General features: G+C 66.5%; 23 protein-coding genes. 10 read left to right on the forward strand and 13 right to left on the reverse strand.

Going from position 1 to position 21362, the window contains the following annotated elements; all coding sequences use genetic code 11:
• Window positions 1–24: 24 nt before the first annotated feature.
• Window positions 25–2379 (reverse strand): heavy metal translocating P-type ATPase, encoded by a 2355-nt coding sequence (locus MBEBAB_RS03735; protein ID WP_021696599.1) that lies wholly within the window; start codon window positions 2377–2379, stop codon window positions 25–27.
• A 100-nt stretch (window positions 2380–2479) separates the two neighbouring features.
• Here MBEBAB_RS03735 and MBEBAB_RS03740 point away from each other — a divergent pair, with 100 nt between their 5' ends.
• Both MBEBAB_RS03740 and MBEBAB_RS03745 read left to right on the forward strand, forming a co-directional pair.
• The gene (locus MBEBAB_RS03740; RefSeq protein WP_045318788.1) at window positions 2480–2752 is read left to right on the forward strand and encodes a metal-sensitive transcriptional regulator; all 273 of its coding nucleotides are present in this window, start codon (window positions 2480–2482) and stop codon (window positions 2750–2752) included.
• A gap of 142 nt (window positions 2753–2894) precedes the next feature.
• The gene (locus MBEBAB_RS03745; RefSeq protein ID WP_021696601.1) at window positions 2895–4019 is read left to right on the forward strand and encodes an acyltransferase family protein; all 1125 of its coding nucleotides are present in this window, start codon (window positions 2895–2897) and stop codon (window positions 4017–4019) included.
• A 349-nt stretch (window positions 4020–4368) separates the two neighbouring features.
• Here MBEBAB_RS03745 and MBEBAB_RS15560 read toward each other — a convergent pair whose 3' ends face one another.
• The 3 genes from MBEBAB_RS15560 to MBEBAB_RS03755 all read right to left on the reverse strand — a co-directional run bounded on the left by MBEBAB_RS15560 (window position 4369) and on the right by MBEBAB_RS03755 (window position 7498).
• Entirely contained in the window at window positions 4369–5460 is a 1092-nt protein-coding gene (locus MBEBAB_RS15560) for an acyltransferase family protein (RefSeq protein ID WP_081703404.1), read from the reverse strand.
• 479 nt (window positions 5461–5939) lie between these two features.
• Entirely contained in the window at window positions 5940–6980 is a 1041-nt protein-coding gene (locus MBEBAB_RS03750) for a relaxase/mobilization nuclease domain-containing protein (RefSeq protein WP_021696602.1), read from the reverse strand.
• Window positions 6977–7498 carry a MobC family plasmid mobilization relaxosome protein gene (locus tag MBEBAB_RS03755; protein WP_021696603.1) on the reverse strand — a complete coding sequence of 174 codons (522 nt, stop codon included), beginning with the start codon at window positions 7496–7498 and terminating at the stop codon, window positions 6977–6979. Before MBEBAB_RS03755 ends, MBEBAB_RS03750 begins: the two co-directional genes overlap by 4 nt.
• 165 nt (window positions 7499–7663) lie before the next feature.
• Between MBEBAB_RS03755 and MBEBAB_RS03760 the strand changes: the two genes are divergently transcribed.
• On the forward strand, window positions 7664–7903 hold the full coding sequence (locus MBEBAB_RS03760) for a hypothetical protein (protein WP_045318789.1): 240 nt from the start codon (window positions 7664–7666) through the stop codon (window positions 7901–7903).
• Window positions 7904–7964: 61 nt separating this feature from the next.
• On the opposite strand, the gene MBEBAB_RS03765 is transcribed toward MBEBAB_RS03760, so the two are convergent.
• The 8 genes from MBEBAB_RS03765 to MBEBAB_RS03795 form a co-directional block, all read right to left on the reverse strand.
• Complete coding sequence (locus MBEBAB_RS03765) at window positions 7965–8852, reverse strand: ArdC family protein (protein WP_021696605.1); 888 nt, start codon at window positions 8850–8852, stop codon at window positions 7965–7967.
• Between the two features lie 67 nt (window positions 8853–8919).
• Complete coding sequence (locus MBEBAB_RS03770) at window positions 8920–9216, reverse strand: DUF736 domain-containing protein (RefSeq protein ID WP_021696606.1); 297 nt, start codon at window positions 9214–9216, stop codon at window positions 8920–8922.
• Window positions 9217–9579: 363 nt separating this feature from the next.
• Window positions 9580–10797, reverse strand: a complete 1218-nt coding sequence (chrA, locus tag MBEBAB_RS03775) for a chromate efflux transporter (RefSeq protein WP_021696607.1) — start codon at window positions 10795–10797, stop codon at window positions 9580–9582.
• Entirely contained in the window at window positions 10794–11414 is a 621-nt protein-coding gene (locus MBEBAB_RS03780; protein ID WP_021696608.1) for a class I SAM-dependent methyltransferase, read from the reverse strand. Before MBEBAB_RS03780 ends, chrA begins: the two co-directional genes overlap by 4 nt.
• Window positions 11415–11443: 29 nt before the next feature.
• Complete coding sequence (locus MBEBAB_RS03785; RefSeq protein ID WP_021696609.1) at window positions 11444–12361, reverse strand: HEPN domain-containing protein; 918 nt, start codon at window positions 12359–12361, stop codon at window positions 11444–11446.
• A 69-nt stretch (window positions 12362–12430) separates the two neighbouring features.
• Window positions 12431–12793, reverse strand: a complete 363-nt coding sequence (locus tag MBEBAB_RS03790; protein ID WP_021696610.1) for a bleomycin resistance protein — start codon at window positions 12791–12793, stop codon at window positions 12431–12433.
• Between the two features lie 9 nt (window positions 12794–12802).
• Window positions 12803–13021: a GDCCVxC domain-containing (seleno)protein gene (locus MBEBAB_RS17915; RefSeq protein ID WP_081703406.1), complete on the reverse strand. Its 219-nt coding sequence runs from the start codon at window positions 13019–13021 to the stop codon at window positions 12803–12805.
• A complete protein-coding gene (locus MBEBAB_RS03795; RefSeq protein WP_045318810.1) occupies window positions 13018–13404 on the reverse strand; it encodes a hypothetical protein in 387 nt (128 codons plus the stop codon). The genes MBEBAB_RS17915 and MBEBAB_RS03795 overlap by 4 nt, the downstream gene beginning before the upstream one ends.
• A 74-nt stretch (window positions 13405–13478) precedes the next feature.
• Between MBEBAB_RS03795 and MBEBAB_RS16795 the strand changes: the two genes are divergently transcribed.
• Together MBEBAB_RS16795 and MBEBAB_RS16800 are read left to right on the forward strand one after the other, a co-directional pair.
• Entirely contained in the window at window positions 13479–13601 is a 123-nt protein-coding gene (locus MBEBAB_RS16795) for a MerR family DNA-binding transcriptional regulator (RefSeq protein ID WP_196839249.1), read from the forward strand.
• A 15-nt stretch (window positions 13602–13616) separates the two neighbouring features.
• Window positions 13617–13868: a MerR family DNA-binding protein gene (locus tag MBEBAB_RS16800; protein ID WP_196839276.1), complete on the forward strand. Its 252-nt coding sequence runs from the start codon at window positions 13617–13619 to the stop codon at window positions 13866–13868.
• Here MBEBAB_RS16800 and MBEBAB_RS03805 read toward each other — a convergent pair.
• Window positions 13843–14334: a four-helix bundle copper-binding protein gene (locus MBEBAB_RS03805; protein WP_021696612.1), complete on the reverse strand. Its 492-nt coding sequence runs from the start codon at window positions 14332–14334 to the stop codon at window positions 13843–13845. The two genes, MBEBAB_RS16800 and MBEBAB_RS03805, sit on opposite strands and share 26 nt — an antisense overlap.
• Before the next feature lie 247 nt (window positions 14335–14581).
• On the opposite strand from MBEBAB_RS03805, the gene MBEBAB_RS03810 reads away from it, so the two are divergent.
• The 5 genes from MBEBAB_RS03810 (at window position 14582) to MBEBAB_RS03830 (ending at window position 21294) form a co-directional block, all read left to right on the forward strand.
• Window positions 14582–14941 (forward strand): hypothetical protein, encoded by a 360-nt coding sequence (locus MBEBAB_RS03810; protein ID WP_052516731.1) that lies wholly within the window; start codon window positions 14582–14584, stop codon window positions 14939–14941.
• 178 nt (window positions 14942–15119) lie between these two features.
• On the forward strand, window positions 15120–16313 hold the full coding sequence (locus MBEBAB_RS03815; RefSeq protein WP_021696613.1) for a TolC family protein: 1194 nt from the start codon (window positions 15120–15122) through the stop codon (window positions 16311–16313).
• Window positions 16310–17782 carry an efflux RND transporter periplasmic adaptor subunit gene (locus MBEBAB_RS03820; protein ID WP_021696614.1) on the forward strand — a complete coding sequence of 491 codons (1473 nt, stop codon included), beginning with the start codon at window positions 16310–16312 and terminating at the stop codon, window positions 17780–17782. Before MBEBAB_RS03815 ends, MBEBAB_RS03820 begins: the two co-directional genes overlap by 4 nt.
• Window positions 17779–20913: an efflux RND transporter permease subunit gene (locus MBEBAB_RS03825; RefSeq protein WP_021696615.1), complete on the forward strand. Its 3135-nt coding sequence runs from the start codon at window positions 17779–17781 to the stop codon at window positions 20911–20913. The genes MBEBAB_RS03820 and MBEBAB_RS03825 overlap by 4 nt, the downstream gene beginning before the upstream one ends.
• Window positions 20914–20925: 12 nt before the next feature.
• Window positions 20926–21294 carry a copper-binding protein gene (locus tag MBEBAB_RS03830; RefSeq protein WP_045318790.1) on the forward strand — a complete coding sequence of 123 codons (369 nt, stop codon included), beginning with the start codon at window positions 20926–20928 and terminating at the stop codon, window positions 21292–21294.
• Window positions 21295–21362: the final 68 nt, after the last annotated feature.

Raw genomic sequence — 21362 nt, forward strand, 5'->3', positions numbered from 1 at the left:
GATCGCATCCCGACGCCGCCCCCTTCAAAGCCGGACCGCACGAAGCCGAAGCGCATTGGCGATGACGCTGACCGAGGATAAGGCCATCGCCAACGCCGCCAGGGCCGGTGACAGCAGAAGGCCGAAGATCGGGTACAACAGCCCCGCCGCGACCGGGATGCCAAGGGCGTTGTAGCCGAAAGCGAAGACCAGATTCTGGCGGATGTTGCTCATCACCGCCTTCGACAGCTTCCTGGCTCGGACAATGCCCTGAAGGTCGCCGCCTAGCAGGGTGACGCCGGCGCTTTCGATCGCCACGTCCGAACCTGCGCCCATCGCCACACCGACATCTGCGGCGGCCAGCGCTGGAGCGTCGTTGACCCCGTCCCCGGCCATGGCGACGATCCGGCCCTCGGCGCGCAGCCGCTCGACGACTGCCGCCTTGTCCTGCGGCAGGACCTCGGCCTGGACGTCGTCGATGCCTAGCTGGCGCGCCACCGCCTCTGCCGTGGTTCGGTTGTCGCCGGTCATCATCACCAGACGCAGGCCCGCCGCCTTCAGGTCGCGGATAGCCCCGGCGGTCGTCGCCTTGACTGGATCGGCGATGCCCAGGACGCCGGCCGCAGCTCCGTCCACGGCCACGAAGATGGCGGTGGCGCCGTCCTGGCGAAGCGCCTCAGCCTCGGCCTCAAGCGTTGCGACGTCGACGCCGATCTCCTTGAGGTAGCGGCCGTTACCGAGCACCACGCGGCGACCGTCGACCACCCCGGTGACGCCGCGCCCGACCGGGCTGTCGAACTCCGACGCCTCCGACAGCACCAGATTTCGGTCGGTCGCTGCGCGTACGACCGCATCGGCCAGCGGATGTTCACTGCTGCGTTCCAAACTGGCGGAGAGCCTTAGAAGCTCAACCTCGTCGAAACCGGCGGCTGGGCGGATAGTCGTCACCGACGGGCGTCCCTCGGTCAGGGTGCCGGTCTTGTCGAGCACCAGGGTGTCCACCTTCTCAAAGCGCTCCAACGCCTCGGCGCTCTTGATCAGAACCCCCGCGTGGGCGCCGCGTCCTACCCCGACCATGATTGAGATGGGTGTGGCCAGACCCAGCGCACACGGACAGGCGATGATCAGGACCGACACCGCAGCGACCAGCGCGTATGACAGTCGCGGTTCGGGACCGACCAGGCCCCAGACGATTGCGGCGAGAACCGCGATAACGATCACCGCCGGCACGAACCAGCCCGAAACCTTGTCAGCCAGACGTTGGATAGGCGCTCGGCTTCGTTGCGCCTGGGCGACCATCTGGACGATCTGGGCCAACAGGGTGTCGGCGCCAACCTTATCCGCCCGCATGACGAAGGAGCCGGTCTTGTTGAGCGACCCGGCAACGACCTTGTCGCCGACGGTCTTGGTCACCGGCATGGATTCGCCCGTGACCAGGGACTCGTCGATGGTCACGCGACCGTCCAGGATTTCGCCGTCGACCGCCACCTTCTCGCCGGGACGGACGCGCAGCCGATCTCCCACGACGACCAAGTCGAGCGTGACGTCTTCGTCGCCGCCGTCGTCACGAACCCGCCGCGCGGTCTTGGGTGCCAGATCCAGCAGCGCCCGGATGGCGCCGGATGTCTGTTCGCGCGCACGCAGTTCCAAGATCTGGCCCACTAGAACCAGCACTGTGATGATGGCCGCAGCCTCGAAATAGACCGGCGCGCTTCCGTCCATCCGCCGGATAGCGTCCGGGAACAGACTTGGCGCCATCACCGCGACCACGCTGTAGATCCACGCCGCTCCGACGCCGATGGCGATCAGGGTGAACATATTGAGGCTGCGGTTGCGGATCGAAGCCCAACCACGCTGGAAAAAGGGCCAGCCGGCCCACAGCACAACGGGCGTCGCCAGGGCGAACTGAATCCAGTTGGAGGTCTGGCCCGGAATCCGCATGGCCAGTCCCGTCAGATGGCCGCCCATTTCGAGCGCGAAGACCGGCAGGGTCAACACCGCGCCGACCCAGAGGCGGCGGGTGAAGTCGATCAGTTCGTGATTGACCGGCGCCTCGGCGGAGACTGTCTCCGGCTCCAGCGCCATGCCGCAGATCGGGCAGGAGCCAGGGCCTTCCTGGCGCACTTCCGGATGCATGGGACAGGTGTAGATCGCGCCGGGGGTGACGGACGCCGGTCCCGGGGCCTCGCTGAGATACCGGTCCGGATCGGCGATGAATTTGGTCCGGCAGCCCGCCGAACAGAAGAAGTGATCTTGTCTCTCGTGGGCGGTTCGATGCGCCGTGGTCGCCGGATCGACGGTCATGCCGCAGACCGGATCGACCGTCTTTGAGTCCCTGTCCGCCGATTTGGTCGAGCAGCAGCTGTGACCGGCTGGCGGCGAATGGGAGGGCATGGACATTGCGGGCTCCTTGGAAGGCCGCGCTTCAAATATACCCTACGGGGGTATATCGCAAGGCGCCGACCTGGGATACGGTCCAACCACTCGATCGAGGAATTGGATGCAGACCGAAGCTAAGCCCAAGGTGTTAAACCGCTTGAACCGAATCGAAGGACAGGTGCGCGGCATCGGTCGGATGGTCGAAGAAGATCGGTACTGCGTCGAGGTCCTGACCCAGCTCCAGGCGGTGCGGGCCGCCCTCCTGCGCGTCGAGAACGAGGTCTTGAAGGACCACCTCGACCACTGCGTCATGGGGGCGATGACCGGCGACGATCTCGCCGACCGCAAAGCCAAAGCCACCGAACTGATCTACCTTCTCGCTCGCGCCCGCTAACGCGACAGGTCCCGTCGGAGCGGTTCGGCGACGTGCTGAGATATCCTCCGACGCCGGGGTCCGGTATGAGGGCTGTCTGCATCCGATGCGTAACCCAATTAGGCGGACGTTTTATCCCCGCCCGCCTTGGGGGCCATCGCTCATGACGTCTGTACCGCCGACCCGCGACGGCTACCCCGCCGAACTGAGGGCCCTGACCAGTTTGCGGGCCTTCTTGGCGGTGGGGGTGGTGCTATTCCACTATCAGCTCCAGTGGGACCCAGCCTTGGGCTTCAGTCCGATTATTGAGCGAAGCCGCCTGGCGGTGGACGCTTTCTTCATGCTGTCGGGCTTCATCCTGACCCACGTCTACGGGCCGGCCTTCGCTGCCGGGACCTTCAATTACAGGCGCTTCATCGTGGCCCGGCTGGCGCGGCTCTACCCCCTGCATCTGACCGTACTGACAGGGGTGCTGATCATGGTGTTGGGCGCCATGGCGGCCGGGGTGCAGTTCGACGCCGACAGCTACCCTCCGCTCGCCTTCTTCCAGACCCTGTTCCTCGTCCAGTCCTGGTTCCCGACGGACGCCGTCATCAACTGGAGCGGACCCAGTTGGTCGCTTTCGGCGGAATGGTTTGCCTATCTGCTGTTCCCCGCCTTTGCATGGCTGGCCCTGCGGTTCCGAGCGCGCCCCTGGGCGTTGCTCGGGATCGGAGCGGTGGCTTTCATTGCGATCGACGCCCTGTATGTCCAGGCGTTCGGCAAGGTCCTGCCCCGGGCCGAGGATTCGCTCGGCATCCTGCGGATCGTCCCGGAATTCTTGATCGGCATGGCGCTTTATGCGCTGGGCCATCGCTGGCGCTGGAGCCGGCCCGTCGCCGCCGCCGCCGCCCTGTTCACCACAGTGCTCCTGCTCGGTGCGATGCAGCTGTCGCTGGACGACCGCATCATCGTCGCCCTCGCGGCCCCCGTGATCCTGACATGGTCGCTGCTCGCCCGCGCGGACTGCGAAGGCCCCCTTGCCGCCCCGGCCCTAGTCTTCGCCGGCGAGGCGTCCTTCGCCCTCTATCTCGTGCATATGCCCGTCATCGTCGCATTCAAGGGTGTCGTTGCCGAACTCCGAGGCATCGACAGCGCTTTCCGGATCACACCGGTCGAACTGACGGGGTTGTTTGTCGCCACGGCGCTGATCGCAGCCGCCTTGCATTTGCTCGTAGAGAAACCCGGTCGAACTTGGATACGACGCAGGTTCGAGAGCCATAGGTCTGAAGGAGTTGCGCCCGACTAATCAGCATCTATCCTGCTGCTGGTTCTTTCAGCCCAAATGATGGTGTCGGCCCGACCGCCTTGTCGGAGCCGTCGGCGACTCCTGATCTAATAGCTCAGACGCTGACGCGCAGACCTGCGGCCTCTTAAGCCGCAGGTCCGTGGTTCAAGTCCACGAATGCCCCCACTTGTCACCACTCCTCGCAGGGACTTTGTCATCAAGCTTATTCGGCCCGCAACGTCAGGCAGCTAGGCTAGGATAGCTACGGACACGCCGCCTTTCTGTAGGTCAAGGCCGCCAATTCATCAGCAGAAAGACGAACTCCTTGAATTCGGCCCGACAGAATTGGCCGCAAGCAATCTAGCGGCACTCATATCCGCAAAAATACCTGATGCTGTCGCAGCCAAGCTACTATAAACCAAGTGACGCCTAGCACGACAGCGAGTGAAAATAACGACGCTAGGGTCGCCCCTCCTACTAACCCGTCGAAAGCCCGGCCTACATATAAGCGTCCAGCGGAAAGCGCCGTCAAAATCAGCGCATGCAGAACGTAAGCCGCGATCGCATTGAGCCCGAACGACCGGAAGAATTCGGTGCCGATGGGCCGTCGGCCAAGGACGTCGACTAACCAGTATGCAGATGCCAGTATCAAAAGAGTGAGGCCAGCACTGACCATCGCATAGCTGCTAGTCCAGAGGTTCTTTACGATCGGGAGCGCCCCTGACCAGACAACGCCCACCGCCAAAAACAGAGCACCGCTAATCGCTAAGCGAAAGGATATACCAGCGGACGGAGTGCGCTTGCACAACCATAGACCCGCCATCACACCGATCATACACAGGGCCACCGCAGGAAACGTACTGAGAACCCCTTCCGGATCGTAACCCGAAGGGCCCGGTACGTAGATGTGGCCGCTGAGCGTCACGCGATCAAACCACGAGACGAAGTTTGCGCCCGGCACCGTTATATCTCTAGGGACACCGGAGGGTAGCGGCGCGAGGAGAGCCGCCCAGTACCCGACAAGAAGAGTTGCAATCATGACTATCTGGAAACGGCTGGAACTATGGCGAATGAGAAGGGCGGTCGCCAAATAAACAAGGGCGAGCCGTTGTAAAACGCCGAGTATACGGAATGTGTCTGGGTCCGGATCCCTCAACCAATAGAGATTGGAAAGCACAAGGCCTACGGCAAAGAGGCGGCTTGATCGGACCAGGACTCGTCGAAACGGTTGCTTTACAGAGGCGTCATAATTGAGCCCCAGCGAGACCCCCATCAGTACAACGAACGCTGGGAATACGAGATCAGCAGGGGTTAAACCCGTCCATTCTGCATGGAGAAGGGGCCAAGGCACGACGCTGACATGATGGTTTGCGACCGTAGCCGCCCAATTCACGATAATCATGCCTACGACGGCGAAACCGCGCATCACATCGAGCGAAGCAAGACGCTGCGCACCAACCATCGACAGTCCTCCGCTTCCTAAATTGATTACGTGGCGAGCGACTAGTTCCCTCACTCCGCTCGTTCGACTTCCTCGACGAATTAATTATTTCGCGCTCTATCTGAAAGGAAGGCGGCGCTCCGTGGGGGAGCTGAGTAGAAATCGCCATGAGACTGACCCAGAGCCGGATTCCGACTCAGGTCTATTCAGCGCCGGACGATCCGATGTTGCTGGCCCTTGTATTGGAGCTGACGGACCCCAAGGGGGTCTAGCGCGGCTCGTCGCAGCGGTTAATCGAACGGCCCAGGAAGAACCGCTCGGCGTGGACCTGTCGGTCACGCTCAACCCGAAGACGATTAAGCACGGCGGCAGGCATGTCGCGCTTCGCTGTTCCTTACTGATTTTTCCGCCTCAAAAGCGCTCGTGATTCTGCAATGAAAATGACGACAAACGGCTCACCGAAACACAGGCTTCGTCCTGACGCTTTCGGCTGCCGCCAATCAGCGGCGACGGCGCGCCGATCGGTCGGGTGGCGGCGCCGCCGGAGGATGGGTGAAATCCTTCCCAAGCCACGCCTGATCGAGTTGACGCTCGATCTGTTGTCCTCGAGTTAGGACGGGCGGCATGTCGGGCACGAACTGCTCGATCCTGCGGCCCATCGCCTGGTCTTCCACCTGACCGGACCGGGCGAGCCTCAGCGCCTCCGCGACGAACGCTCGCCTTATGGTCAGCTGCCGGTCCCGGATCGGTCCGAGCCAGCCGGCGTCACGACCGTCCGGTCTGGCGGCGTCGCGATAGGCGCTGGCCAGCACCGCAGGGATCTCACCCGTCCCCGCGACGAACCGTTCCCGCAGCTTGCGTACGGGGATGCGCTCAGCCTTCTTGACTACGCCTCGCGCGCGACGCGGGGTCGCCTCGGCTTCGACGCCCCTCGCCCGCATCGCGGCTGCGAACCTGTCCCGCCAAACCTGCAGATCGGCCTTGCGCGGGTTCAGCCGTTCTCCATCCCGCCCGAGCGCCCGCACAGTCATATGCACATGAGGGTGACGGTCGTCTGTGTGGAGCGCGAACACATAGGGATGGCGGTCGCCGAAGGTTTGGTCGGCGAAGGCGCGCGCGGCGTCGTGGACCCGAAACGAGTCGGTCCCCGCCGGCATACTGAGCACGATCGACAGCGACACCGGCGAATTCCGTCGATGCCTTGGGTCGACCGAAAGTTCGGCCGTCCAGTCTTCCGCCAGTGACTTAACCGCAGATCGACCCTCCAGCCGCTCGCCGTCCGGCCCCTCCAGAACGAGCTTGCCGTTGCGCGAGATGTAGTCGAGGTGGCGCAGAAGATGGCCTCCATCGCGCGTCCGACCCGTGATCTTGACCATCACCTCCGGCGCCCGGCGCACGACCCGCGCCAGTTGCGCGCGCGTTCCCGACCCTGCCGCGGCGGTTGGTCCGCGAAGCACGGTCGGAGTGATCCGCGCGCGTCGAATGTCGATGGGCGGCCGAAGGACCTCCTCGAAGCCGAAGGGTGTCCGGAAGTCGGTCATAGCTCCGCGGACCAGTAGGCCAAGTTCCCGTTGAAGGCATCATGCAGACCCGCGATGTGCGCCCGGACTTCGTCGCTGAAGGCCGCCAGCTGGGCCGTCTCCAGGTCGAGCACCGTCCCTTCCATCACCGCCGTGTTCAGGGCGCGGGCGATTTGGTTGACGTTGACGCCGATCCGCCGGAGTTCGCGCTGGACCTCGATGAACGCCAGGGCCTCCGGCCGGGTGAACTGGGGCCGGTTGTGAAGGCGTCCGCGGATCAGGGCGACAGACCATTGGGTGCGGGACAGGCCCGCGCTCGCCGCCTCGGTCTCGAGCAGGGCCACATCCAGCTCGCCGAGGCGGAGGGTCAGCTTGCTCGACTTGCCGCCCGTCGGAGGGTTCTCGGGCACGGGAAGATGTGCCTGCGCGACGCCCTCCATGAGGCTGCGCAGGAAGCGCGACCGGCCCCCGTGACCGGCTGCGGCGGCGTCGAAACGACGGGCCAGATCGGGCGAGAGGCGAAGGGTGAGGCGGTCCATCGGTCGAGGGCTTTGTCAGACATTGCCGGCGCAAAGCCTATCCTGCCCTAGACAGTCACCTCCCTCGCCCCGTAGGCCTGCGGGGCTGCCCCGTCCTCCCCTCGGCGTCCGCTTCGCGACCGCTCGCCCACCGCCCTGAAGGGCGCCCCAGCCGGACGACGGGCGATGGATGGACCCCGCCATGCTTTCATCCAGATCGTGCTCTCAGCGTTCCAGGCACTTGTGCGGCGGCGGTTGGAGAACACACCCCTCAGGTTCGACTGCGTGTATTTTCTGTCGCCCCACGACGCCGCGGACGCGACCATCTTCACCGTCTATCCCGGTCAACCACACAGCTTCTTCACGGAGATGTCGGATGAACGGCTGGCGGTGATACGCCTTCTGCGGGTAGATTCAGCGACGTGACGAACGATCCAACCTCGTAGATCGACGCCGCCGCCACGCGGCGTCGATACGATTGACGGTCTCAGCCGGATTGAAGTTCGTGCAGGAAGGTCACCGCGCGTTGGGCGTGGGCGGCCGCGCTGAAGACGAAACGCTTGTCGTCGCGCAGCACCCGGAGCCAGGACTCGACATAGGCGGCGTGATCGTCACGCGGTTCCAGATGGAGTTCGAGGTCGGCGCACAGGAATGCTGCGCCCAATTCGGCGACCAGTTCCTCGCGAGCATAGCCTTCATCGCCGTGCCGACGACGCCCGAAGTCGCGGTCCAACCGACTGGCGTGGCGTGTCCAGTGGGTCATCTCGTGGCCGAGCGTGGCGTAATAGCTCCCGGCGTCGATGAAGGTCTCAAACGCCGGCATCTGGATAATGTCAGGCCCAGGCGCATAGAAGGCGCACCCGCCACCGTGCCGAACAACCGCCCCGGTCGCGCTGAAGAAGGCTTCGGCGCGGGCGATGCGATCGTCGGGGTTTTGGACGGGCGGCTTCACCGGCGCGAAGGCCTCGGGGAGTCCCTCGATCTGTTCGGTGTTGAAAACTGTGTAGGCCTTCAGGAACGGAATGCGGGCCGTCTCGGGCTCGCCGACGTCAGAGATTTCCTCGCGGACGATGGTGTTGGCGTAGACCACGGTCGATCCGGTTTCGCCCTTGCGGACGTGGGCGCCAAGCGCGAGCGCCTGTCGGAAGGTCATCCAGGTGGCGGAGACATAGCCTCGCGTCATGGCTTTCGACCAGAGAAGCAGGACGTTGACGCCATTGTAGGGCGTGCCGTCGTGGCGGAGCGGCCGGCTGACGGTTTCGCTGGCTGTCCAGGGCTGGGTCCACGGCCGGACCCCGGCTTCAAGCTGGGCGATGATCCGATCTGTGACGCGAGCGTAGAGATCGGGGCGAGCGGGTTCGTTGGGGCGCGTCATGGCGGCCTCCTCGGACGGGATGTGAAGGAAGGGGCGACGGCGCTTGGTCAGCGCCGCCGCGACTCGGTCAGCGAGACCAGATCAGGCTGTGCCCGCCGTCGATCTCGACCAGAGAGGCGTAGATCGGAGCGGGGAAGCTGGGATCGTCGAGCTTGACCGAGAGGTAGTCGCGGTTCTCGCGGGACGTCTTCTTCCAGGCGGCGCCGAACTCGGTCTGGCCGGAGAAGATGCGGAAGTCGGGAGCCTTCTCGTCGGTCTTCTCGTTGGCCCGCAGATTGGCGGACTTGACGTTGAGGGTGAGGGTCTTGATCGAACCGCTGTAGGTTCCGTCCGCTTGCTGGGTGAAGGTGCCGATGGTGGCCATGGTCGTCTCTCCTTGCTGATGTCGGGCCACGCCTGCCGCGGCCTCGATGGCGATCGACGGACCGGGAGACGGACGGCCCGCAGGTCGGAGCGCCGCAGGCGAGAGAGACCCCGAAGCGCACGCGAAGGACTGGGCGGGGCGTGTTTCTTGCTTGCGCGAGGAGGCCGTCAGGCCGGGGAAGAAACTCGCCCCGCCCGGTTGCGGAAGACGACCGGCTTTCGGTCAGATCAAGCCATTGAGAGGCCGCGCACGGCTGAGCCCGCTGCCAGGAGAGCCGGCCCGTCCGCTCCTCGGTCAGCCGGCAAACGGACGGTCGGCGGCGACCTTACCCGCCCGTCATAGGCGCGCGCCCAACGCCCTGGCTCAGAGAAGAACGATGCCGGCGCCCCCCGCCGCCACGATCACCGCCACGATGTTCAACCGACTGGTCCAAACGTAGAGCACCGCCAGCGACGCCGCGAAAATCCCCACGCCGATGACCAGGGGAGAGATCCGTTCGCTCGTCGCCAGGGCGAGTTCGACGGTCGTCGCCGCGATCAGGCCCACCACGGCGGCGGTGATGCCCTCCAGCAAGGCGTGCAGTCGCTTGTCCTCCAGCACGGCCTCCAGACGATCATACAGGACCAGGGAGAAGCCGAACGCCGGCAGGAACACCCCCGCCGTCATCACCACCGCGCCGACCGGCCCGCCGCCGACATAGCCCACGAAGGTGGCGAAGATGATTAGTGGAGCGGGCAGCACCCCCGACAGGGCCAAGCCGTCGAGGAACTGTCCATCGGTCATCCAGCCTCGCCCCACGGCGTCGTTGCGGATGAACGGGATGGCCGTATAGGCACCGCCGAAGGTGAGCAGTCCGGCCTTCAGGCCGGACGCGAACAAGGACAGGAGCGAGGCATCGACCGCTCCGGTCACGATCGGCGCAATGTCGAGGTCCGCTGTCGAACCCGACGACGTCACGACCCAGGCCAGCGCGACCGCGACGATGAAGACCAACGCGGCCAGGATCCCACGCCCCAGCGCCAGAAGCGCATAGACGAGCCCGGCCGCTGGCAGGGTGATCCAGAACGGCGTCCCCGCGAAGGCCGCCAAGCCGCAGACGACGGCGATGACCCAGAGCCAGCGATTGCGCAGAACGTGTTCGCCGATGCGATGCACGGCCCGGACGATGAGCGCGATGACGGCCGCCTGGATGCCGAGGAAGGCGGCTCCCAGCGCCGTCCCGTCGATGTCGAGGGCGAAATAGGCCCAAGACAGCCCCATCATCAGCAGGAAGCCCGGCAGCATGAAGCCCAGGCCAGCCAGCACGCCGCCGATGCGGCCCCTGGCCCGCATGCCGAGATGGACGCAAAGTTCGTGCGCCTCTGGGCCCGGCAGGGCCTGCATGACGGCCAGCAGGCGGTTGAAGCGGGGGCTGGATATCCAGCGCTCCTCGTCGACCAGCTCGCGGCGGATCATGGCGATCTGGGCGACGGGTCCGCCCCAGGCCATGAAGCCGAACTTCAGGAAGCGGAGGAACAGCGCGGCGTACCCGAGCGGGGGCGGCTGCGGATCGGCGGCGACGCGATCCAGCGACGCGCTCACGGCCGCTTCCGCAGGGTGGCCCATGTGAAGGCCTGAAACCCTCCGGCCGGGGTCCGGTGATAATCCGTCCAGTGGTCCACGAGATCGAAATCGACCTCGAACTCACGGTGCAATCCGGCCACGTCGTAGCGGCGGACCGGCAGTCCGCTGCATCGGTCGGGCCCTTCCGGCGCGAAGGTGGCGATGATCACATGGCCATCGGGCGCCAGGCCGGCCGCCAAGGCCCGCCGGTAGGCCGCTCGCGCCTCGACCGTGATCAGGAAATGAAAGACTGCTCGGTCGTGCCAGAGATCGTAGCGCCGCTTCGCCCGCCAGGTGACGATGTCGGCGACGCGCCAGTCCACCCGATCCGCTCGCGCGCCCAGGCGCGCTTTCGAGACCTCCAGGGCTTCCTCTGCGATGTCCAGGACGGTCAGGTCGCTCCAGCCCAGATCGAGCAGCCGGTCCACCAGGGCCGACGCGCCTCCGCCGACATCGATCAGTGACCGGCGCGGACCGGCGCCCACGCGGCGCAGCGCCTCAAGCGAGGCGGTCGGGGTCGCCTCGAACCAGCTGACCTGATCGGACGTCTTCGACCGATAGACGTCGTTCCAACGGTCGCCGTCATGACCGGTCATGGATTTCGGCGAGTCCCTGTAGGTTCAAATCAAGCCCCAGCGTCATCGTCGACCTCGTCGCGCAGTTGCACCAGCCGCTCTTCACAGACCATCTCCGCCAGCCCACGCAGCACCTCTACCCGTTCCGTCAACCAGGCCAGTTCCTCGTCGCTGATCTTGTAGTGCTTGGAGTAGCGCGCCTTGACGTATGCTTCGCGCAACAGCTCGAAGCAGCGCCGCTCGAACTTGCTCTCACGCGGCCACGCCGCCGTGAGGCGCGCGTCGATCGCCTCGCCCTTCTTGCGTAGAAAGGCGAGGTTGTGCGCTTTGCCGCTATACAGCGTCACCACCAGCAAGATGCAGTGGTAAAGGTGCTCAGCAGCCTGATGAAGAAGGAAGGCCGCCCAGTTGCGGTCTCCCATCTCGATATAAAACTTCGCGCCAGCCTGCGCTCCGGTGGCGCTGGTGATCCACTTCTCGAAATGCTGCTCGGCTTCCGCCAGCGCCACCTGCGCCTTAAGGTCCGCTGGCTTGTGCAGCTTGGCGCCAGGCGTGTCGTGCAGAACCACGCCCTCCCGCACGATGTCGGCGAAGAAGTAGCGACCCCGGTCCAACTGCTCGTTCACGTCGTCCAGGCTGTGAACGATCAGGCTGACCGGTGTCTTGATGTCCGGCCCCAAGGGCATCAGCCGGTTTTCGGCGTCATGCCAGAACTCGCCGTCGGTCAGGTCTTCGTGGTCGACCACGATCAGCAGGTCGAAGTCGGAGAAGTAGCGGCCGACCGGATCGTGCACCCAGTCGCCGCGCGCGTATGATCCGTAGAGGATGATCTTGAGGATATTGCCGTTCTTCAGCCGCGCGGCCCGGCGCGTCGAGATCGCCTCCTCGAACGACTCCCGAACCACCTCCACCACCCGGCGCAATTCCGCCTGCTTGCGCAGCGGCAGATGATCGAGACTCTTCTTCATCGCCAGAGTCTCCCTGATGGCGGCTCGAACAGCAAGCCTCGCGTCCAAGTGGAGCGCGCGTCGTGAATCCTAGGCGTTGTGGATCAAACGGAGCAGTGTCCCGTCGAGGTCGATCAAGGCACCAATGCGCAGTCCTGATGCTTCGACGGCGGGCGCGTGAAGCCGGGGCGCTCCCCAGCACTGCCCGGGCAGGCCGGCGGCCTTGCAGACGGCGTAAAAGCCGTCGAGGTTGTCGAGATGTAGGCAGCAGCTGAACGAACTGGTCGTCGGGTCGAGGTCGGCATAGGGAAAGAACTCAAGCGTGAGATCGCCGCGCTTGAGGATCATCCAGCCCTCGTCGCGCCAGCCTTCGACGAAGCCCAACGCCGCATAGAACCGCGACGTGAGTTCGAAATCCCGCGAGGGTAGATTCGGCGTGGCGTGATCGGTCATGGACTGAGCCTAGCCGCAACATCCCTTGCCATCCACCTGAACCGGCGGACAGGCGGTGTCGCCATAGGAGCAGAAGACGCAGCAGTCTCCGGGCAGGGGCCTTAGCTGGCGCCTGCATCCGAGGCAGTTGTAGAACCAGAGGCAGGCGTCGGTCGGCATCGTCTCCGTCGCGGCGTGGCGGCAGTGCGGACAGACGAGCGTCGAGGTCAGAACCACGGGCGTGCTCATCGGAGGGCTGCCAAGCGCAGCATGAGGAATGGTTCAATCAGGGGTTCCCAGACGAAGGCCGTCGCCACAAGAGCCGTCGCAACTACTAGAACCCAGAAGGACAGACGCGATGGCCGGTCGCAGCTCGCATCGGTTCGGCAGCGCCGCAAGCGCCAAAAGTGCAGCAGCCAGCCCACCGCGACGATGAGCAGGGCGATCGGGGTCAGCGTATGGCGCAGGCCCGCGAGCATCGCCGCGCCGGCGAAGGAAAGCCCGACGACGGACAGAGCTAGCGGCAGGACGCAGCAGGCGGCCCAAGCGAGAACCGACGCCGCGCCGGCAATAGCGGCTGAGGCGCCGACGGCAATTTCGGCCTTGTCGCGGTCGGTAGGATCGGGAGTCATCGGCAGCTCCTGTTCAGCGCCAGTCACCCGCTCTACAACCCGTAGCGGCTACGGGTTCAAGAGTGATGTGTGCGATGAAAATCGGCGAACTGTCGGCGCGGGCGGGGGTCCACCTCGAAACGATCCGCTATTATGAACGGATCGGGCTTTTACCTCCGCCTGGACGGACCAGCAACGGTCATCGCCGTTATGGGTAGCAGGAGGCCCAGCAACTGCGCTTCATCCGGCGGGCGCGTGATCTGGGCTTTGGGATTCCCACGATCCGCGATCTCGTGGCGCTTAGCGATGCCGAGACTGAAGCCTGCGGGGCTGTGCGGGACTTGATGCGGAGCCATCTGGAATTGGTGGATGAGAAGATCGCCGACCTCGAGCGGCTGGGAACGGTGCTGGGTCGCGCCCTCGACGGCTGCGAGGACGGCGATCAGGCGCGCTGCCCCGTCATCGAGGCGCTCGGCGCCGGGTGAGTTTCGTCGGTTGACGCCTTTGCGCAGAGGCGGCGCCGCATGCGAGGCTCGTTTCAGTGTCGGGACGCGGTGATGGTGACGGCGGCTCGCGACAGGCCTCTTCGCAGCGGCAGCATTCGTCGGCGCAGAGGCGGCAGTGCTCGTGCTTGTCGGCGTGCTTGTCGCATTCGGCGGCGCAGTCGGCACAGGCCTGGGCGCAGGCTTCCAACATGCGCTTGATGAGGGCCTCATTGCCGCCCGCGCGCCGCGCGGCCAGACCGCCCGTGACGAGACAGACATCGGCGCAGTCCAGGTTCAGGCGGATGCACTGGGTCAGGTCCGCCACTATCTTCTCGGCCAGGCAGGCGTCGGCGCAAATGCGGCAGACGGCGGCGCAGCCGTAGGCGGCCTCGATGGCGCGAACGAGGGAGTCGTTGACGTCGCCTCGCACGTCGGGGTGGCTGTTGATCATCGGTTGGATATGCATGGGAAGCTCCTCACGGTTCCCGGAACAAGTCAGACCGATTGCCGCTGTTCCCGCGCCTGGCGTTCCCTATTCATCCGCGAGCCCCGCCGACGGCGGCGCGAGCGTCTGGCCTTGTCGGATAACGGGCGCGGGACCGCTGACGCGGCCCCGGCTTTCCCGCCTATTCCGCCGCGAACGGAGCGTCCGTCGCCTGCTCAGCCGCCGGACCGAGTTGCGCCCGTCAACCGGTCGTGCGAAGGTCTTCCGCATGTGGAATGTCATCCGCACATTCATCATCGCCTTGGCGTTCGTTGGCTTTCTTGACCAGTCGATGGCGCGCGCCGCTCCGTTGCCTGTCGCTGCCGACGCGGTCGAGATGTCCTCGGACTGCGCGGAAATGGCGATGGACCAAGCCGACCCATCAGACGGGAAACGCATGCCGTGCGACGAGATGACGCCGGAGTGCATGGTCCAGATGGGATGCACGGCGGTTTCGCCGGTGCTGAGGCCTGAATCGATACTGTCTCATCCGTCGGTGGGCGTACCAGCGGCCTACGACCGGGTGGTGACGCGCCTGACGGGGACGACCCCGTGTCCGCTTCGAGATCCTCCCAGACTCCAGCCCTGACACTGTCTTCGCGGGCGGCGCACCATTGGACGCCGACCATTCGAGCAGCTGAACCCGTAGCCTGACGGCGACGGGTCCGAGGGTTTCGGAGTTCCTTGTCGTGTTAAAATCATCTGCCGGTCGGGCGCGCCGCGGCGCGCCGCTCTGGCTCCGCGCCGCATCGTTCGGCGGCTGCGCCTTGCTCATCGCAGGCTCGGTCCAGGCTGAACCTCTGACGTTCGAACAGGCCTTGGAGGCCAGCTCGGACGCGCCGTCCCTGCGCGCCAGCGAACTGGGCGTGGACGCCGCCCGGGCCTCTGCGATCGCCGCCGGTCGGCTGCCGGATCCCCGCCTGCGCGTCGGCCTGAGCAACTATCCGGTGTCGGGTCCTTCGGCCGGCCGGTTCGACGAGAGCGCGATGACCATGTTTCAGGTCGGCGTTCAGCAGGATGTTCCAAGCCGGGCGCGCCGGCGCGCCGAACGTGAAGTCGCCGGGGCGGATGTCGACGTGGCCCGGGCGAGGGCGGCGACCACCCTCTGGGAGGTGCGCATCGCCGCCGGCCAGGCCTGGATTGATCTGCACTACGCCGAGCGCCGGCTGGCCGTCCTCGATGAGCTTCTGGCGTCGCTCGAGCCGCTCTGGGAGGCGGCGCCCGCCGCGGTGGCGTCATCCCGGCTCCGCCCGGCCCAGGCCCTCGGACCTGTGGAGTTGAAGGCCGATCTTGAGGACAGGCGCGACGGCCTGGACGCGAACATCGCCGAGGCGCGCGCTGGACTTTCGCGCTGGACCGGCGATCCGGCGCCGACAACGGACGGCCCGCCGCCGGACATCGATCTCGATCCGACCGCCCGGCGCATCAGCCTTGCGGACCTGCCGCCCCTGCGGGCCTACCGCGCCGCCGCCGAGCGCGCCGAGGCGGATGTCGATCTGGCCCGCGCGGGCCGGCGGCCCGACTGGTCGTTCGAGGTGGGTTATTCGCGCCGCGACCCGATGTTCGGCGATCTCGTCTCCGTCGGCGCCAGCGTCCGCCTCCCGCTGTTTCAATCGACACGACAGGCGCCGCTGATCACCGCCCGCGCAGCCGATGCGCGACGCGTCGCCGCCGAGCGTGAGGCGCTCGAGCGCGCCCTCTCGGCGGAGCTCCAGGGCGATCTGGCCCGGTACGAATCGGCGCGAACGCGCTGGATCCGGGCGAGGGACGTGGTCCTGCCCAACCTGCGCTCCCGCGCCGATGTCGAGACCGCCGGCTATGCGGCCGGCTCCGCGGACATGTCCGGGGTCATCGACGCCTTTACCGCCCTGGCCAATGCCCGCCTCGACGCCCTGGACCGGGAAGCCGAGGTGGCGCGGCTCGCCGTCCAGATCACCCTGACCTACGGGAGCGGCCAATGATCCGGCTCGAGCGCAACCATCTCCGGTGGGCGACGGCCGCCGCCGGTCTGATCATCATCGGCGCCGGCCTCGGATGGGGACTCTCCAGACCTGGGGCGGATCGCGCGGAGGCGCCCGAAGCCGCGTCGGGCGAGCGCGAGGTGCTCTACTGGTACGATCCCATGGTCCCGGACCAGCGGTTCGACCGGCCGGGCAAGTCCCCCTACATGGATATGGACCTGGTCCCCCGATACGCCGACGAGGCCTCGGACACCGGGGCCGGCGTTCGCATCGATCCCGCTCTCGTCCAGTCGCTCGGCGCCCGCTTCGCCACGGTTCGATCAGGAACCCTGGAGGGCGATGTCGCGGCGACGGCCGTCGTCGATTTCAACGCGCGCGACGTGGCCGTCGTCCAGGCTCGCGCCGCCGGCTTCGTCGAACGCGTCTATGACCGCGCGCCCGGCGACGTCATCCGGGCCGGCGCGCCGCTGGTCGATCTGCTCGTGCCTGAGTGGGGCGGCGCCCAGCTCGAGTATCTCGCGCTCCGGCGCACGGGAGATGCGGCCCTCACGGCCGCTGCGCGCCAACGCCTCATCCTGCTGGGCATGCCCGAAAGCCTGGTCGCTGCGGTCGAGCGCTCGGGCCGGCCCCGGACGACGGTGACGGTGTCCAGCCCGATCGGCGGCGCCATTCGCACGCTCGGCGTCAGGGCCGGGATGAGCGTGCCCGCCGGCATGACCCTGGCCGAGATCAATGGGCTTTCGACCGTGTGGCTCAACGCAGCGATACCCGAAGCCATGGCGGGCCGCCTGCGCGTCGGGCGCACCGTCGGGGTGACGCTGGCGGCCTTCCCCGGCGAGCGGATGACGGGGCGGCTGACCGCCCTGTTGCCGGAAATCGCGGGCGACAGCCGGACCGTGACGGCCCGCATCGAGATGACCAATCGTGGAGGTCGGCTGCGGCCGGGCATGTACGGGCAGATCGTCTTCGGCGGCGAGTCCGGGACCACCCTGCTCGTACCGTCCGAGGCGGTGATCCGGACCGGCCGGCGGACGCTCGTCATGCTCGCGCTGGAGGGCGGCCGCTATCAACCCGCAGAGGTCCGGGTCGGGCGCGAAGCCGGCGGGCAGACGCAGATCCTCGCCGGACTCAATGAAGGCGAGCGGGTGGTCGCGTCCGGGCAGTTCCTGCTGGATTCGGAAGCCAGCCTGTCGGGCGTGGAGGCGCGCAACCTCGACCAGGCCGCGGCCGCCGACGGACCGGCCATCCACCGGGCCAGCGGACGGGTCCAGGCGATCGGGGAGGGGACCATAACCCTCGCCCACGGACCGGTGCCGGCGTTGCAGTGGCCGGCGATGACCATGACCTTCCGGATTCCGGAGACGGTCGATCAGGACGTATCGATCGGCGACCAGGTGGACTTCACCTTCGAGGCGGCGGACAGCGAACCGACGGTGCGCAGCCTGACCCGCAAGGAAGCAACCCGATGATCGCCGCCGTCATTCGCGCGTCGGTCCGGGCGCGGATTTTCGTCCTGCTGGCCGCGCTCGCCCTGCTGGCGGGCGGGCTTTGGGCCGTTCGCAGCACGCCCGTCGACGCCTTGCCGGACCTGTCGGACGTCCAGGTCATCATCCGGACAGCCTATCCCGGCCAGGCGCCGCAGATCGTCGAGAACCAGGTCACCTATCCCTTGGCCACGACCATGCTGTCGGTGCCCGGCGCCCGCACGGTGAGGGGCTATTCGTTCTTCGGCGACAGCTACGTCTATGTCCTGTTCGATGAGGGAACCGATCTCTACTGGGCCCGGTCGCGGGTTCTCGAATACCTCAGCCAGGTCCAGTCGCGATTGCCCGAGACGGCGAGGCCGGCGCTGGGCCCGGACGCGACGGGGGTGGGCTGGATCTACGAATACGCCCTGGTCGACCGAACCGGCCGGCACGATCTGTCCCAGTTGCGCAGCCTGCAGGACTGGTTCCTGCGCTACGAGCTGAAGACCGTGCCCGGCGTGGCCGAGGTCGCCACCATCGGCGGCATGGTCCGCCAATATCAGGTCGTGCTCGACCCGGTGAAGCTCGCCGCCTTCGGCGTCACCCACCAGGCGGTGGTGGAGGCCATCAGGCAGGGCAACGCCGAGACTGGCGGCTCCGTGCTCGAGCTGGCGGAAACCGAATACATGGTCCGCGCCAACGGCTACCTGACCGACCTGGACGACTTTCGCGCCGTCCCGATCCGGGCGGCGGCCGGCGGCGTTCCGGTTCAGCTCGGCGACGTCGCCACGGTCCAGATCGGGCCGGAGATGCGCCGCGGGATCGCCGAGCTGAACGGCGAGGGCGAGGTGGTCGGCGGGGTTGTGATCCTGCGATCCGGCGGCAATGCGCGGTCCGTCATCGCGGCGGTGCAGGAACGGCTCGAGACGCTCAAGTCGGGCCTGCCGCCCGGGGTCGAGGTGGTTCCGGTCTACGACCGGTCCGAACTCATCGATCGCGCGATCGAGAACCTCAGCACCAAGCTGATCGAGGAGTTCGTGGTCGTCGCCATCGTCTGCGGACTGTTCCTGTGGCACGCCCGCTCGGCGCTGGTCGCGATCCTGACCCTGCCGCTCGGCGTGCTGGCGGCCTTCATCCTGATGCATCTGCAGGGGGTCAACGCCAACATCATGTCGCTGGGCGGCATCGCCATCGCCATCGGCGCCATGGTCGACGCGGCGGTGGTCATGATCGAGAACGCCCACAAGCACATCGAGCGATGGGAACACGATCATCCGGACGACCGGCTTAAGGGCGAGGCGCGCTGGCGGGTGATCACCGAGGCCGCCGTCGAGGTGGGGCCGGCGCTGTTCCTCAGCCTGGTGATCATCACCCTGTCGTTCGTGCCGGTGTTCACCTTGCAGGCGCAGGAGGGGCGGCTGTTTTCGCCCCTGGCCTTCACCAAGAGCTACGCCATGGGGGGGGCGGCCATCCTCTCCATCACCCTCGTGCCGGTGCTGATGGGATTTCTTATCCGCGGACGCATCCCGGCCGAGCACAGCAACCCGATCAACCGGGCGCTTGTTTTCGTCTATCGGAGACCGCTCGACTGGGTCTTGCGGCGGCCACGGGCGACCCTGCTGATGGCCCTGATCGCCTTCGCCACCGCCGCCTGGCCCTTGAGTCAGCTGGGCGGGGAGTTCATGCCGCCGATGGACGAGGGCGATCTGCTGTACATGCCCACCGCGCTGCCGGGCCTGTCGGCCGCCAAGGCGTCCGAGCTTCTGCAGCAGACCGACCGGATGATCGCGACCGTGCCGGAGGTCGAAAGCGTGTTCGGCAAGGCCGGGCGGGCGGACACCGCCACCGATCCGGCGCCGCTGGTGATGTTCGAGACGACGATCCGCTTCAAGCCACGCGATGAGTGGCGTCCCGGCATGACGCCGGACCGGCTGGTCGAGGAGCTGGATCGCGCCGTCCAGGTCCCGGGCCTGACCAACGTCTGGGTGCCTCCGATCCGCAACCGGATCGACATGCTCGCGACCGGCATCAAGAGCCCCATCGGCGTCAAGGTTTCCGGCGCCGATCTCGCCGAGATCGACCGGATCGCCCAGCAGGTCGCCGACGTCGCCGGCGCTGTTCCGGGCGTCAGCTCCGCCTTCGCCGAGCGTCTGACCGGCGGCCGCTACATCGACGTCGACATCGACCGCCTAGCGGCCGGCCGGTACGGCCTCAACATCGCCGATGTGCAGTCCATCGTGTCCGGGGCGGTGGGTGGAGAGACCATCGGCCAGACCGTCGAGGGCGTGGCGCGTTACCCGATCAGCGTGCGCTATCCGCGCGAAATCCGCGACAGCCTGGCGGAGCTTCGGGCCTTGCCGATCCTGACCCCGTCGGGACAGCAGATCACCCTGGGCTCGGTCGCGTCGCTGGATGTCGCGGACGGCCCGCCGATGCTGAAGTCGGAGAACGGCCGGCCGACCACCTGGGTCTATATCGACGTTCGCGGCCGCGACCTGGCCTCGGTGGTGGGCGACCTGCAGGCCGCGGTGGCCGACGAGGTGGAGCTGACCCCGGGCGTCAGCATCGCCTACTCCGGGCAGTTCGAATATCTCCAGCGCGCGGCGGAGCGGCTGAAGATCGTCGTCCCGGCGACCCTGGCGATCATCTTCCTGCTGCTCTATCTGACCTTCGGCCGGCTGGACGAGGCGGCGCTGATCATGGCGACCTTGCCGTTCGCCCTGACCGGCGGCGTCTGGACGCTCTACCTGCTGGACTATCACCAGTCGGTGGCGACCTCGGTCGGCTTCATCGCCTTGGCCGGACTGTCGGCCGAGTTCGGCGTGGTCATGCTGATCTACCTGAAACAGGCGCTGAAGGCCCGGGGAGACAACCCGGACCGCGCCGCTGTGGAAGCGGCCGTGCGTGAGGGCGCGCTGTTGCGCGTTCGCCCCAAGGCCATGACCGTGGCGGTCATCCTCGCCGGCCTGTTCCCGATCCTGATCGGTCACGGGGCCGGATCGGAGATCATGAGCCGCATCGCTGCTCCGGTCATCGGCGGCATGGTGACGGCGCCTTTGCTGTCCATGCTCGTTATCCCGGCGGGCTATCTGCTGCTCCGGCGGCGCAAACTCGATCAGACCCTTTCAACCTGAGGAGATTTTCCCATGAAATACTCATTGATCCTGGCGACGGGTATGGCGCTCGGCCTGGCGGCTTGCAACCAACCGCAGGAGACGCTGGCCTCGACCGAAGAGCCAGCGACGGGAGAAGCTGACGTAGCGACTATACCGATGACGGCTGACGCCGGCGCGCAGACCGGGACCGGGACCGGCGTAGTCACCGCCATTGACCCGGACGCCGGCACGATAACCGTCGATCATGGACCTATCCCCGGCGTCGGCTGGCCGGCGATGACCATGCGCTTCACCGCTTCGCCCGCCGTAGCGGAATCCGCCGAGACAGGCGAGCGCATCGCGTTCGATGTCTCCGTCCGCGACGGCGTCAACGAGATCACGGCCATTCGACCCGAGTGACGTCGACCGGCCCGTTGGGCCGAAGGTTCGGCAATAGGCCGGTCGCCCAAATCGATCTGAGGGAACCT

The sequence above is a fragment of the Brevundimonas abyssalis TAR-001 genome, from assembly GCF_000466985.1.
In the GTDB taxonomy this organism is placed as follows: domain Bacteria; phylum Pseudomonadota; class Alphaproteobacteria; order Caulobacterales; family Caulobacteraceae; genus Brevundimonas; species Brevundimonas abyssalis.

Coding starts and splice junctions, on each gene's coding strand:
- MBEBAB_RS03735 (WP_021696599.1), bottom strand. CDS start 2,379: ATGTCCATGCCCTCCCATTCGCCGCCAGCCGGTCACAGCTGCTGCTCG.
- MBEBAB_RS03740 (WP_045318788.1), top strand. CDS start 2,480: ATGCAGACCGAAGCTAAGCCCAAGGTGTTAAACCGCTTGAACCGAATC.
- MBEBAB_RS03745 (WP_021696601.1), top strand. CDS start 2,895: ATGACGTCTGTACCGCCGACCCGCGACGGCTACCCCGCCGAACTGAGG.
- MBEBAB_RS15560 (WP_081703404.1), bottom strand. CDS start 5,460: ATGGTTGGTGCGCAGCGTCTTGCTTCGCTCGATGTGATGCGCGGTTTC.
- MBEBAB_RS03750 (WP_021696602.1), bottom strand. CDS start 6,980: ATGACCGACTTCCGGACACCCTTCGGCTTCGAGGAGGTCCTTCGGCCG.
- MBEBAB_RS03755 (WP_021696603.1), bottom strand. CDS start 7,498: ATGGACCGCCTCACCCTTCGCCTCTCGCCCGATCTGGCCCGTCGTTTC.
- MBEBAB_RS03760 (WP_045318789.1), top strand. CDS start 7,664: ATGGATGGACCCCGCCATGCTTTCATCCAGATCGTGCTCTCAGCGTTC.
- MBEBAB_RS03765 (WP_021696605.1), bottom strand. CDS start 8,852: ATGACGCGCCCCAACGAACCCGCTCGCCCCGATCTCTACGCTCGCGTC.
- MBEBAB_RS03770 (WP_021696606.1), bottom strand. CDS start 9,216: ATGGCCACCATCGGCACCTTCACCCAGCAAGCGGACGGAACCTACAGC.
- MBEBAB_RS03780 (WP_021696608.1), bottom strand. CDS start 11,414: ATGACCGGTCATGACGGCGACCGTTGGAACGACGTCTATCGGTCGAAG.
- MBEBAB_RS03785 (WP_021696609.1), bottom strand. CDS start 12,361: ATGAAGAAGAGTCTCGATCATCTGCCGCTGCGCAAGCAGGCGGAATTG.
- MBEBAB_RS03790 (WP_021696610.1), bottom strand. CDS start 12,793: ATGACCGATCACGCCACGCCGAATCTACCCTCGCGGGATTTCGAACTC.
- MBEBAB_RS17915 (WP_081703406.1), bottom strand. CDS start 13,021: ATGAGCACGCCCGTGGTTCTGACCTCGACGCTCGTCTGTCCGCACTGC.
- MBEBAB_RS03795 (WP_045318810.1), bottom strand. CDS start 13,404: ATGACTCCCGATCCTACCGACCGCGACAAGGCCGAAATTGCCGTCGGC.
- MBEBAB_RS16795 (WP_196839249.1), top strand. CDS start 13,479: ATGAAAATCGGCGAACTGTCGGCGCGGGCGGGGGTCCACCTCGAAACG.
- MBEBAB_RS03805 (WP_021696612.1), bottom strand. CDS start 14,334: ATGCATATCCAACCGATGATCAACAGCCACCCCGACGTGCGAGGCGAC.
- MBEBAB_RS03810 (WP_052516731.1), top strand. CDS start 14,582: ATGTGGAATGTCATCCGCACATTCATCATCGCCTTGGCGTTCGTTGGC.
- MBEBAB_RS03820 (WP_021696614.1), top strand. CDS start 16,310: ATGATCCGGCTCGAGCGCAACCATCTCCGGTGGGCGACGGCCGCCGCC.
- MBEBAB_RS03825 (WP_021696615.1), top strand. CDS start 17,779: ATGATCGCCGCCGTCATTCGCGCGTCGGTCCGGGCGCGGATTTTCGTC.
- MBEBAB_RS03830 (WP_045318790.1), top strand. CDS start 20,926: ATGAAATACTCATTGATCCTGGCGACGGGTATGGCGCTCGGCCTGGCG.